Source organism: Prevotella amnii CRIS 21A-A (assembly GCF_000177355.1).
In the GTDB taxonomy this organism is placed as follows: domain Bacteria; phylum Bacteroidota; class Bacteroidia; order Bacteroidales; family Bacteroidaceae; genus Prevotella; species Prevotella amnii.
The window spans coordinates 92,607-106,084 of record NZ_ADFQ01000016.1 but is presented as its reverse complement, the minus strand read 5'-3'; the positions used below and the strand labels follow the sequence as shown (position 1 = coordinate 106,084).

The following is a 13,478-nucleotide window of genomic DNA, read 5'->3' as shown; positions in this document are numbered from 1 at the left end:
GTTTACTAAATAAAAAGTATCTACTTAATATGATAATCTTTATAAAAAAAAAGTTTTAACTATTTTTTTATATGATAAATGCCGTAGTATATAGTTTTATAGGTAAAATAATTTAGTTTTAATTTGTAATTTACATATATAATAGGTATATTTGCACGATTAATTTTTATAGCTTGATAAGTTGTAAGGTTGGGTTATATGGCATTTCTGCCTATTGTCTTTATCCTTATAACCCTTCAGAGATATTGGTCAAAACGATAAGATTTTTTTAAGATTTAGATGAACGTAATTACGAAAACAATTCAATTAGCAGATGGTAGAACCATCTCTATTGAGACTGGAAAGGTTGCAAAACAAGCCGACGGTGCAGCCATGTTGCGTATGGGCAACACTGTATTGTTGGCAACGGTTTGTGCAGCTAAAGAGGCAGTTCCAGGTACTGATTTTATGCCTTTACAAGTAGATTATCGCGAGCAGTATTCTGCCGCAGGTCGTTTTCCTGGTGGTTTCACCAAGAGAGAGGGTAAGGCTAATGATGATGAAATTTTAACTTCGCGCTTGGTGGACCGCGTTCTTCGTCCACTATTTCCATCCGATTACCACACAGAGGTATATGTACAGATAATGTTATTATCAGCAGATGGTGTTGATCAGCCTGATGCTTTAGCTGGTTTTGCAGCTTCTGCAGCTCTTGCAGCTTCTACCATTCCTATTGAATATCCTATTTCCGAAGTACGAGTAGCACGTATTAAGGGTGAATATATTATCAATCCTACATTTGACCAGATGAAAGAAGCCGATATGGATATCATGGTAGGTGCAACAAAAGATAATATTATGATGGTAGAAGGTGAGATGGACGAGGTATCTGAGCAGGAGCTTATTGGGGCATTAAAAGCTGCTCATGAAGCCATTAAGCCTATGTGTGAGCTTCAGGAAGAGCTGTCTAAGGAATGTGGCACTGATGTTAAGCGTGAATATTGCGACGAGGTAAACGACGATGAGCTTCGTGAGCAAGTTCGCAAAGAGACATATAATGCTTGCTATGCTCAAGCACAGAGTGGTGATGACGACAAACATCATCGCGAAGAGGTATATAGCCAGATTAAGGCAGACTTTATTGAGAAATATGATGCTGCCCATGAAGATCTCACAGCTGATGAGTTAGCCGAAAAGCATGAAATGATAGAACGTTATTATGCTGATGTAGAGCGTGATACTATGCGTCGTAGTGTGCTTGATACAGGTAAGCGTATGGACGGTAGAGCTACCGATGAGATTCGTCATATATGGTGTGAGGTAGATGCTTTGCCTATGCCTCATGGTAGTGCTATTTTCCAACGTGGCGAAACAATGTCGCTTTCCACTTGCACCTTAGGTACTAAAATGGACGAAAAAATGGTAGATAATGTTTTAGAAAAGAGTTATCAACGCTTTTTACTTCATTACAATTTTCCTCCTTTCTCTACAGGTGAAGCTAAGGCGCAACGTGGTGTAGGTAGGCGTGAGATAGGTCATGGACACTTGGCATGGCGTGCTTTGAAAAACCAGATTCCTACAGATTTCCCATATACGGTACGCTTAGTAAGTCAGATTTTAGAATCTAATGGCTCTTCATCTATGGCTACTGTATGTGCAGGCACTTTGGCTTTATTCGATGCAGGTGTACCTATGAAAAAGCCAGTATCAGGTATAGCTATGGGGTTAATTAAAAATCCTGGTGAGGATAAGTATGCTATTCTAAGCGATATTCTTGGTGATGAGGATCACTTAGGCGACATGGATTTTAAGACAACAGGCACAAGAGATGGTATTACAGCTACTCAGATGGATATTAAGTGTGATGGTTTGTCGTATGAAATTTTAGAAAAGGCATTGATGCAAGCTAAGGCTGGTCGTGAATATATTCTCGGAAAGATGATGGAAACGATGCCTGCTCCCCGTTCAGAAATGAAACCACAAGTACCACGCATCGAGCAACTCTTTATCCCTAAAGAGTTTATCGGAGCGATTATTGGGCCTGGAGGTAAAATTATTCAGCAGATGCAGGAAGATACAGGTGCAACTATTACTATAGAAGAGATTGATAATCAGGGTAAGATTTCCATTTCAGCACCAAACAAAGAGTCTATTGATGCTGCCTTAGGCAAGATTAAATCTATTGTAGCCGTTCCTGAAATAGGTGAAGTTTATGAAGGTATTGTTCGCTCTATCATGCCATATGGCTGCTTTGTAGAGATCATGCCTGGCAAAGATGGCTTATTACATATTTCAGAAATAGATTGGAAACGTCTTGAAACAGTGGAAGAAGCTGGAATCAAAGAAGGCGATAAGATAAAGGTAAAATTATTAGAGATAGATCAAAAGACTGGTAAATATAAGCTTTCGCATAGAGTGCTTTTAGAGAAACCAGAAGGTTATGTAGAGCCTCAACGTCGTCCTCGTGGCGATCGTCGTCCTCGTCGTGATGGCGATTATAGGGGTGAAGATCGTCGTCCTCGTCGTGAAAATAACCATGATACTGTAAGCGATTAATATAAGCTATTAAGATTATATATAATCATATATATTATAGCCCTTATTGTTAATTATCTACAATAAGGGCTGTTTTTTGTTCTGTCTTAATAGTTTATTATTTTTTTTACTTATATTTGCGCCTGTTTAAAGGGGGTTATTTCTCTTTTAATGAATAAAATATTATGTAAATTTAAAGAACAGTTTTATGAAGAAAGTATTATTTATTATGGCTATATGCACAGCAATGGTAGCTTGTAAGAATGGTAAGACAACATCTAATGCTACATCATCTGATTCTACAGCAAAAGATAGTACCCTAACAGCAGCGGACTCTGTAGTATTTGAGGGTATGACACCAGCTGCCGACTGTGCAGGCGTTAAATATCATTTATCTTTAGCTACCGACTCTACTAACGGTTTCTCTGCCACAGAAAGTTATATGGAGAGCGATACCAAAGCTAAGTCTACCCAGAACTACCATGGCAAGTATGATGTTGTAAAAAAGAAAGTAAATGGTAAGGAAAATACTTACTACACCTTTGAGCTTGGCAAGGGTAATAAAGTAAATTTCTTAGTATCTAACGATTCTACACTTCGTATGGTAAATGCCGACTTTGAAGAAGCTGTTGCAACAAAAGGACTAAGCTACGATCTAAAAATGAAGAAGTAAATAATATATAGTTATTTATTAATATTTTTAATAATTATGAGGCTTACTCTAACGGGTAAGCCTTTATTGTTATATTACTTTCACTTATTATATGTGGAATAACTATAAAAAAATATGTACTTTTGTTGCTGATTTTTATAATTAGCTACAATTATTTATTGTTGCAAAAAATAGCATTATGGTTCTTAACTATATTTGGATAGCATTTTTCCTTATTGCATTTATCTTTGGGATAATCTCTCTTCTACTTGGTGATGCTACAATCTTTGAGAAAATAGTCGGTGCTACTTTCGATTCTTCGAAGACAGGCTTTGAAATTTCTCTTGGTTTAACAGGCGTTTTAGCCTTGTGGCTGGGTATTATGAAAATAGGTGAACAAGCTGGTATCGTTAATGTCTTGGCACGAATACTAAGCCCATTTTTTTCTAAACTCTTCCCTGACATTCCAAAGAATCACCCTGTCATGGGTTCTATTTTTCTTAATATAGCCTCTAATATGTTAGGTTTGGATAATGCCGCAACACCAACAGGGCTTAAAGCAATGGCTCAGATGCAAGAACTTAACCCAAAGAAAGACACTGCCACCAATTCTATGATAATGTTTCTGGTGCTAAACACCTCTGGGCTTACCATTATACCTACCACCATACTTGCTTTTCGTAGTACTTATGGAGCATCTCAGCCCACAGATGTGTTTATCCCTATCCTTTTAGCTACTACTGTTGCTACCGTTGCTGGTATTATTTTTACTGCCCTTTGGCAACGTATCAACTTATTACAACCCACACTTTTATTTGGCTTAGCATGCTTGATAGGGTTTGTAGGGTTTGTTATCTGGGGCTTTGGCAAGATGGATAAAGATACTATGGCGTCTGTAACGTCAATAACTTCTAATCTTATTTTAATGTCCGTCATAGTACTCTTCATTATAGCAGGTCTAATAAAAAAGATTAATGTATATGACGCCTTTATAGAGGGAGCTAAAGAAGGTTTTCATACAGCAGTACGAATAATTCCCTACCTAATAGCTATACTTGTTGCCGTAGGTGTGTTTCGTGCATCAGGAGCTATGGACGTACTTATAAAAGCTGTAAAATATATAGTAGAAATGTGCGGTATAAACACCGATTTTGTAGGAGCTTTACCAACAGCACTTATGAAACCTCTATCAGGGAGTGGTGCTCGTGGACTTATGGTAGAAGCTATGAAGACCTATGGGGCTGATTCTTTTATAGGACGACTATCATGCGTCTTCCAAGGTTCTACAGATACTACTTTCTATATCTTAGCTGTATACTTTGGCAGTGTCAGCATAAAATATACTCGGCATGCTGTTGCTTGTGGCTTACTTGCCGATATTTTGGGTGTTATCGCTGCAATTATCGTATGCTACCTCTTCTTTTAAAATAGACGTTTTTTATAATTATATAATAAGTACAAAACAATGGCAAACTTAAAATCATTAGCAAAAGATACGGCAATTTATGGTGTTAGTAGTATCGTTGGACGATTTCTTAATTATCTTTTAGTGCCTCTTTACACTGCTAAGATTAGTGCTGAAAGCGGAGGATATGGTGTTATTACTAATATATATGCCTACACAAGCGTACTATTAGTAATACTTACATATGGTATGGAAACTACCTTCTTTCGTTATGCTAATAAGACTGACGAAAATTCTAAACAGATATACGCTACCACATTATCAATGGTAGGAATATCATCTTTACTTTTTATTATTATTATATTTGCTTTTCTTAGTCCTATATCTCACTTTATGGGGTACGCAGAACACCCCTCGTTTGTATGGGTTATGTTTGTTACTGTAGCCATAGATGCTTTTCAATGTATTCCTTTTGCTTACCTAAGATATAAGAAAAGACCATTAAAGTTTGCCGGACTAAAACTCCTTTTTATAGCACTTAACATAGTTTTAAACCTAACTTATTATCTTTTCCTTGGCGGGCACGATGTAGGATATGCTTTCTATATCAATTTGTTTTGCACTGCATCAATAACGCTTTTCTTTTGGAAAGAGCTTAAAGAAGGATTCTTCTCAGGAGTTAAACTATTAGATATAAAGCTCGTCAAAAAGATGTTGAGCTATTCATGGCCTATACTTGTCTTAGGTATTGCGGGTATGATGAATCAGAATGCAGGACCAATACTTTTCCCTAAATTATATCATGCTGCTGATGCACATAAGCAATTAGGTATTTTTGGAGCTTCTGTAAAGATAGCAATGATCATGTCTATGATAATGCAGGCTTTCAGATATGCTTACGAACCATTTGTCTTTGGTAAAGCTAAAGACAAGGATAGCAAACAAACCTATGGACAAGCTATGAAATATTATATCATATTTACCCTCTTAGCTTTCTTGGTAGTAATGGGATACATGAATATTTTACAGCATCTTATTGCTAAAGACTATCGTGAAGGATTAAAGGTTGTACCTATTGTAATGATGGGAAGTATTATGACGGGAGCTTTCTTTAATCTTAGTTTTTGGTATAAACTTATAGATAAAACTATTTGGGGGGTATACCTTTCTGGTATAGGGTGTATCGTTATTATTAGCATAAACATTATTTTTGTACCTAAATATGGATATATGGCATGCGCATGGGCAGGACTTACTGGTAACGCCGTTGCTATGATCTTATCATATATATCAGGACAGAAATATTATCCCATAAACTATCCTCTAAAAAGTATTTTTACTTATTTTGTAATTGCGTTAATTTTCTTTACAGGAATAACCTATTCTAATGAGTTTTTATCAGCACCTTTTGCCTTTATAGCTAATACAATAATAATATTATTGTTTATAGCACATATCATTTACCATGATATGCCTAAAGGAGCTATACAAAAAATTAAACATAAATTCCACCTTTTTTAAATCAATAAAATTAATTAAAGTGTATATGAAAAAATTATTCTTACTCGTTGCAGGATTGTTATCTTTAGGCAGTGTACATGCTGATGAAGGTATGTGGACACTCTACAACCTGCCTCAACCAGTTTTCCAGGCTATGCAAAGCGAAGGCTTTACATTACCACAGAACATGATATATGGTGCACCTAACGCCATTAGTAACAATGTAGTCAATTTCTCTGGATTCTGCTCTGGCGTAGTTGTTTCTCCAGATGGACTGGTACTTACTAATCATCACTGTGGTTTTAGTGCTATAAACGCACACTCTACAGTAGAACACGATTATATGATAGATGGTTTTTATGCTAAAGATTTTAGTGAAGAGCTGCCTAATGAAAATATGTTTGTATCTTTTATGAAAAATCAAGAAGATATTACAAGTAAGGTAAACAGCTTAATCTCTGGCAAAAACATTAAAAAGTTAGACGCTATTATAGATTCTCTTACAAATGTAATGACCGACTCTGTAAAAAAAATAGATAAAAGCCTACATGTTGAAATAGATCCTTTTTATGAAGGAAATAAGTTTTTTGCTACCACATATCAGGTGTTTAACGACCTACGTTTAGTATTTACTGTACCAAAGAGTATGGGTAAATTTGGCGGCGAAACAGACAACTGGATGTGGCCTCGACAAACTTGTGATTTCTCAGTATTCCGCATCTATGCCGACCCTAAGACTAATGGTCCTGCTAAATATTCAAAGGATAATGTGCCTTATCACCCTTCAAGCTGGGCACCTGTTAGTATGCAAGGATACCAAGACAAGTCTTTTGCTATGACAGTAGGTTACCCTGGCTCTACTAATAGATACCTATCTTCGTATGGTATACAGCAACGCAGAGATATAGAAAATGCTGCTCGCATTTACTCTCGTAATATTAAGTTGGCTATAATGAAAAAGTATATGGACGCTGATGAAAACACACGCATTCAATACGAAGATAAATATGTTGGTTCAGCTAACTACTGGAAAAACTCTATGGGTATGAATAAGTGTATAGATTCCATAGGTCTTATTCGCCAAAAACTACAATATGAAGAGAAAATACAAAAGTGGTTAAAAGATAAAAAAACACAAGATGAAGCTACCAATGTCGATTTTGCTAAGCTATCACAGCTTTACACTAAGGTAGCTGCACCTGCTAAGGCTTATATATACTGGTTAGAATCGTTTTGGAGAACATCTGAGTTTTTTACACGTGCTACTAATATCTACCGTGAAAAAGGTATGAAACATATTGGTACAAAGGGAACAAAAGACTTTTATTATTTCTTTAATGATAATTCCAAAGAATGGAATATAAATCTCGATAAAGAGATGACAGCTGCAATGCTGAAGAATTATGCAGACCAAGTACCTGGCGAATATCAACCAAAATTCTTAAAAGATATAAAGATAAAATTTGGCGACGACTACAAGAAATACACCGAATGGTTATATAAAAAATCAAGGTTAATGATAGAGGGTACTAAGTTTTATCCTAACAGCAAGATGTTAAAGAAAGACCCTGGATATATTGTAGGAAAACAACTGTTTGATATGTTCCGTAAGATTAATATCCAAGTGGGAAGCGATAAAGAAGCTATCGCACTTCAAGAAAAGAAACTTTGCCAAGCAAAGGTAGAAATGGAAATGGATATGCCACACTATAGCGATGCTAACTTTACTATGCGTTTGTCTTATGGTCAGGTAGGTGGCTACCAGTTAGGTAGTTGGGATAGCAACTATTACACCACTGCAGAGAGCATTGTTGAGAAGATGAAGCGTGGCGATAAGGTAGAGGAGTACAAGACGGAACCTATTATGATGGATCTTATGAGTAGGAAAGACTTCGGTAAATATGCTGATAAAACTACAGGAAAAATGCAGCTTTGCTTCCTTACCAATAACGATATTACTGGTGGAAACTCTGGTTCTGCTATCTTTAATGGTAAAGGTGAGGTGATCGGTTTGGCATTCGATGGCAACTGGGATAGCCTTTCTAGCGACATCAACTTTGATCGTAATCTTGCACGTTGCATAGGTGTTGATATACGCTATGTACTCTATTTAATGGACAAATGGGGACATGCTGACAGATTACTCAAAGAAATAAATGCACAATAAAACTATATATCTAACAAATACATCATCTTTATACATAAAAAAGAAGCTAACTATATTATTAATTATGCAATTCTGCAAAACGTAAGCATTATATAGTAACAGCTATCTTTCATATAATAAAACAACCCTTATATGTAACAAAACATATAAGGGTTGTTTTATTATTAATTATCAATTCTCAAAACTTCTTTTTCTTAATTATAATTTTTACCTTTGTGAATATAAAAAACTATATGACTGTATGGATAAACGAATTTTATTGTGCTTAGCACATATGTCTGGTAATGAACAAAAATATATTCAAGAAGCATTTGAGCAAAACTGGGTTGTGCCTTTAGGACCTAATGTTAATAAATTTGAGGCTGAACTAAAATCTTTTTTTGCATCAAAACCAAATACAAAAACTTTTATAGAAGATGGTTATCCTAAAAGTATTTTAGCACATGAAAATAATCCAGATAATTTATGGCAAGACCAATTTGATTATTTACAAGAAAAAGAAATTGTTGCTTTAGCTTCAGGAACTTCTGCTATACATTTAGCTTTAATAGCACTTGGTGTAAAGGCTGGCGATGAGGTTATATGTCAGAGTTTTACATTTTGTGCATCATCTCATCCTGTTACTTACCAAGGAGCTACTCCTGTTTTTGTCGATTCAGAAAAAGATACATGGAATATGGATCCTTGCCTTTTAGAAGACGCTATAAAAGACCGTATAAAAAAAACAGGTAAGAAGCCTAAAGCTATTATCGTTGTATATCTATATGGTATGCCTGCAAAAATTAAAGAAATACTTGATATAGCTGAAAAATATGATATTCCCGTAATAGAAGATGCTGCAGAAGGATTAGGATCACGTTATGATAAGCAGTTATGTGGCACTTTTGGCAAATATGGAGTAATTAGTTTTAATGGTAACAAAATGATAACTACCTCTGGTGGTGGTGCCTTGATATGTCCTAATGATAAAGCAAAATCAGAAATAATGTATTATGCAACACAAGCAAGAGAGTCTTATCCGTATTATCAACATGTACACATTGGTTATAATTATCGCTTAAGTAATATTTGTGCAGGCATTGGTCGTGGACAGATGACTGTTTTAGATGAGCATATAGCGCATCATAAACACATTGCTCATTTATACAAAGAGGCTTTTAAAAATCTAAATGGTATCACCTTCCACGATAATATTAGTAAAAAATACGACTCTAACTTTTGGTTAAATACTATTCTTTTAGATGAACACCTCAAAGTAAAAGGAGAAGAAAATGCTTATAAAACAGTAGTAACAAGTGCTGTAGGCGGTGCTGCAGGTGTGGTTCATGTGGCTGAAGCTGCGCATACCGACTGTGAACCAAACACTAATGTTGAGGCTATGCGTATTGCTCTTGATAAAGCTAATATAGAAGCACGACCACTTTGGAAACCTATGCATAAACAACCTGTCTATGCTTCATGTCCTTCCTATGAAAATGGTATTAGCGTTGGATTGTTTCGCTGTGGCTTATGTCTACCGAGTGGGCCATTAGTAACAGATAAAGATGTTGATTATATTGTGCAATCTATAAAAGAATCTATTATTTAGATTTCTCAAAACAAAAAAAAAATCAAAAGGACTGACACTTCTTTATAAAGTATCAGTCCCTAATTTTAAAAATTTTTAAAAAGGTTTTCACCTTACAGAAATAAGTCTAATACTTAAAAGAAGAACCTCCTAAAAATTCTCTAAGCAACGATGTAGGAGGCAAATTACGATTAGAAAGAGGCGAAAAGTAACTTAAAAACTTACGCAAACGATAAGCCTCTGCATACTCTTCACAGCTTTCAGGTACCTGCTCTAATATCATTATAGCCTGCTGCTTAATAACAGCTAACTCAAAAAGCATTGCTGTATTAAACATTACATCGGCTTCTTCTTGGTAAGGAAATATCCATTTATTCTCACCAGCTCGTACGGAAGGCCAACGATGAATAGTATCTTTAGCTGAACAACCACGATACTTATAATCGCGTACTATTCGGCGAAGCAAACGATTATCAGTAGTTGGAATATAGTTATGATCATCTAAAAGAATAGTAGTAAGGGCAGAAGCATAAATCTTAAATTTCTTTTCAGAAGGTATATTCTCTGTAAGCTTTGGGTTAAGAGCATGAATACCTTCTACTATAAGAATATTATTATCATACATCTTTATACGTTTTCCGCTTTTTTCGCTAATACCTGTTTGAAAATTATACTTAGGTAACTCCACTTCTTCACCACTAAAAAGAGCATTAAACTGCTCATTAATAAGATTAATATTAAGAGAATAAAGACTTTCATAGTCTTCTTCTCCATTTTCATCTTTTGGTGTATCGATGCGATTAACAAAATAATCATCTAAAGATATTTGAATAGGTTTTATTCCACAAGCTAATAATTGTATAGAAAGACGTTTGCAAAAAGTAGTCTTCCCACTTGAAGAAGGTCCTGCTATAAGTACTACTTTGAGCTTATCATTAATAGAAATACTGTCAGCTATATGCGAAATCTTTTTCTCTTGCAATGCTTCACTAACATTAACAAGATCAGTAGCTAACCCTTTTGATACTGCATCATTAAAATCACCCACAGTACTAATACCTATAATATTCTGCCATCGATGATGTTCCTTAAAGACTTCAAACATTTTATCTTGTTTTACTATTTCACCTAATGTAGATGGATCTTTTACAGATGGTATACGTAATAACACACCATCATAATAAAGCTCTAATCCAAAGAGGGTAATTTCCTTCGTTTTAGTAAGCATAGAACCATAATAATAATCGATATAATCATCAAGAACATAAAACACAGAATAAAGAGAAGTACTACTTTTTAACAACTTTACCTTTGCCTCGTCACCCAACTTAGCAAACATATCTATAGCCTCTTCTGTAGTAGACTCAAAACGCTGAATAGGTAAATTAGCCTCTATTATCTGACTCATACGGTTACGTATCTTATAAACATCTTCCTCTTCTACCTTATGCCCTAAGCTAAGATTGCAGTAATAACCATTTGATATAGGAATATCTATAATCACTTCACTTCCTGGATATAAATCGTGAACAGCTTTACAAAGTACCATAAATAGAGAGCGTGTATAAGTACGTATACCAGATGGAGTATTAAGACCTAAATATTCTACATCTTTATTTTGGTAAACACAGAAATGAAGCCCTTCTACCTTATTGTTAACACGAGCACTTACAGGACCATAAGGAATATTCAAACCTGTCAAAGAATATATGTCTTCCAAAGTACTACCTCTTTTTGCTAAAATAATTTTATTGTTATTTTTACACCGTATTTTTATTTTCTGTTCCATAACTTATAATATTTAGTTTTGTATTGACCATGTAAAGTTAGGCTTTTTATTGATATTATCTATCAAATAACATAAAAGATATATATATATTTTGCTAAAAGTAATATGTTTTTGTAAATTTGCAGATACAAAAATGAATTATATACATATCATTGTTGTTACATGAACACAAATGACTACATAATTATTACCATAAAGCTGCTTGGTGCATTAGCACTACTAATATATGGTATGAAAGTAATGAGTGAAGCTTTACAAAAGCTTGCAGGTTCACAACTACGCCACATTCTTGGGGCAATGACTACCAATCGATTTACAGGTATGCTTACAGGTACATTTGTTACAGCGGCAGTACAATCATCTACAGCCACAACTGTAATGACGGTAAGTTTTGTTAATGCAGGGCTACTCACTCTATCACAGTCTATTTCTGTCATTATGGGAGCCAATATAGGCACAACACTTACGGCATGGATTATGTCTGTTGGGTTTAAAATAAATTTAGAAATAGCTGTTTTCGTAGCTTTTTTCATTGGTATTATCCTTATTTATAACAAAAAACGTCGATATATAGGAGATTTACTTTTCGGTTTAGCTTTTTTGTTTTTTGCAGTAGTTCTATTAAGTCAGGCAGGTAACGAATTAGATTTATCACACAATCCTGCAGCCGTACATTTCTTTTCTTCATTCGATCCTACAAATCACTTTAACATTGTAATGTTTCTCCTTATAGGTTCGCTAATCACTTGTATGATACATAGTTCTGCTGCTGTAATGGCTATTACTCTACTATTATGCTCTACAGGTGTACTACCTATTTACTTTGGTGTAGCTTTAGTGATGGGTGAAAATATTGGTACCACTATAACAGCTAATCTAGCTGCCCTTGCTGCTAATACACAAGCACGCAGAGCTGCCTTTGCTCACTTTATGTTCAATTTAATAGGGGTTATATGGATAATGTGCATTTTTTATCCTTTTGTAGATTTTGTATGCAACCTCGTTGGTTATGATACTCATGCAAAAAATCTTACCCAAGAACAAATAGCAAAACTATTACCTATAGCTTTGGCAATGTTTCATACCTGTTTTAATATTTGTAATACATCTATTCTTATTTGGTTTATACCACAGTTTGAAAAAATAGTATGTATGCTTGTTAAAAATAAAACAAATAAAGAAGATGATGAGTTTCGTTTACGTTTCATACAAGTTGGCATTATGAAGACTCCTGAACTATCAGTATTAGAAGCTTCAAAAGAAATACAATCATTTTCTGAACGCATTCATCGTATGTTTTGTATGGTACGTGAACTTATTAATACACGTGAAGAAGAACCTTTTACAAAATTATTTAATAGAATAGAAAAGTATGAAAGCATTTCAGATAACATGGAAGTGGAAATTGCAAAATACTTAGACCAAGTAAGTGATTCACATCTTAGTGATGATACTAAAGAAAAAGTACGCGATATGCTACGTGAAATAAGCGAAATAGAAAGTATTGGCGATTCTTGTTATAACTTAGCACGCACTATCAAGCGTAAGCGTGGCTATAAAAATGAACACTTTACAGAAGATCAATACAATAATATAGAGCAAATGTTTAAACTTACCGATGAAGCTCTTTCACAAATGGATAAAGTGCTTATTAAGCGTAATAATGACTATCTAAATCGTTCTTTTACTATAGAAAACGAAATAAACAAATTTCGCAATCAGTTACGTGATCAAAACATTAATGATATAAATACTCGCAAATATACTTACGTTATTGGAACTATGTATATGGACTTAATACAAGAATGTGAAAAGCTTGGCGACTATATTATAAATGTTGTAGAAGCTCGTATGCATGTCAAACAAGAATTATAAAACTTTATT

The 13,478-nt window shown here is 34.7% G+C and carries 8 protein-coding genes; 7 read left to right on the top strand and 1 reads right to left on the bottom strand.

Translation table 11 applies throughout. From position 1 onward, the window contains the following. Positions 1–279 precede the first annotated feature (279 nt). The 6 genes from HMPREF9018_RS02075 to HMPREF9018_RS02050 all read left to right on the top strand — a co-directional run bounded on the left by HMPREF9018_RS02075 (position 280) and on the right by HMPREF9018_RS02050 (position 9,826). Positions 280–2,535, top strand: a complete 2,256-nt coding sequence (locus HMPREF9018_RS02075) for a polyribonucleotide nucleotidyltransferase (RefSeq protein WP_008447371.1) — start codon at positions 280–282, stop codon at positions 2,533–2,535. Positions 2,536–2,722: 187 nt separating this feature from the next. Beyond that, positions 2,723–3,187, top strand: coding sequence for a copper resistance protein NlpE N-terminal domain-containing protein (locus tag HMPREF9018_RS02070; protein WP_008447187.1), 465 nt, complete (start codon positions 2,723–2,725; stop codon positions 3,185–3,187). 178 nt (positions 3,188–3,365) lie between these two features. Next, positions 3,366–4,592, top strand: coding sequence for a nucleoside recognition domain-containing protein (locus HMPREF9018_RS02065; RefSeq protein WP_008447366.1), 1,227 nt, complete (start codon positions 3,366–3,368; stop codon positions 4,590–4,592). A 39-nt stretch (positions 4,593–4,631) separates the two neighbouring features. Further along, positions 4,632–6,092 (top strand): oligosaccharide flippase family protein, encoded by a 1,461-nt coding sequence (locus HMPREF9018_RS02060; protein WP_008447303.1) that lies wholly within the window; start codon positions 4,632–4,634, stop codon positions 6,090–6,092. 25 nt (positions 6,093–6,117) lie between these two features. Continuing rightward, the gene (locus tag HMPREF9018_RS02055) at positions 6,118–8,238 is read left to right on the top strand and encodes a S46 family peptidase (protein ID WP_008447259.1); all 2,121 of its coding nucleotides are present in this window, start codon (positions 6,118–6,120) and stop codon (positions 8,236–8,238) included. A 241-nt stretch (positions 8,239–8,479) separates the two neighbouring features. Further along, positions 8,480–9,826 (top strand): DegT/DnrJ/EryC1/StrS family aminotransferase, encoded by a 1,347-nt coding sequence (locus tag HMPREF9018_RS02050; RefSeq protein ID WP_008447194.1) that lies wholly within the window; start codon positions 8,480–8,482, stop codon positions 9,824–9,826. Positions 9,827–9,932: 106 nt separating this feature from the next. Here the strand turns inward: HMPREF9018_RS02050 and HMPREF9018_RS02045 are convergent, their stop codons facing one another. Beyond that, positions 9,933–11,594 (bottom strand): nucleoside kinase, encoded by a 1,662-nt coding sequence (locus HMPREF9018_RS02045; RefSeq protein ID WP_008447344.1) that lies wholly within the window; start codon positions 11,592–11,594, stop codon positions 9,933–9,935. Positions 11,595–11,756: 162 nt separating this feature from the next. On the opposite strand from HMPREF9018_RS02045, the gene HMPREF9018_RS02040 reads away from it, so the two are divergent. Next, the gene (locus tag HMPREF9018_RS02040) at positions 11,757–13,469 is read left to right on the top strand and encodes a Na/Pi cotransporter family protein (RefSeq protein WP_008447237.1); all 1,713 of its coding nucleotides are present in this window, start codon (positions 11,757–11,759) and stop codon (positions 13,467–13,469) included. Positions 13,470–13,478 lie beyond the last annotated feature (9 nt).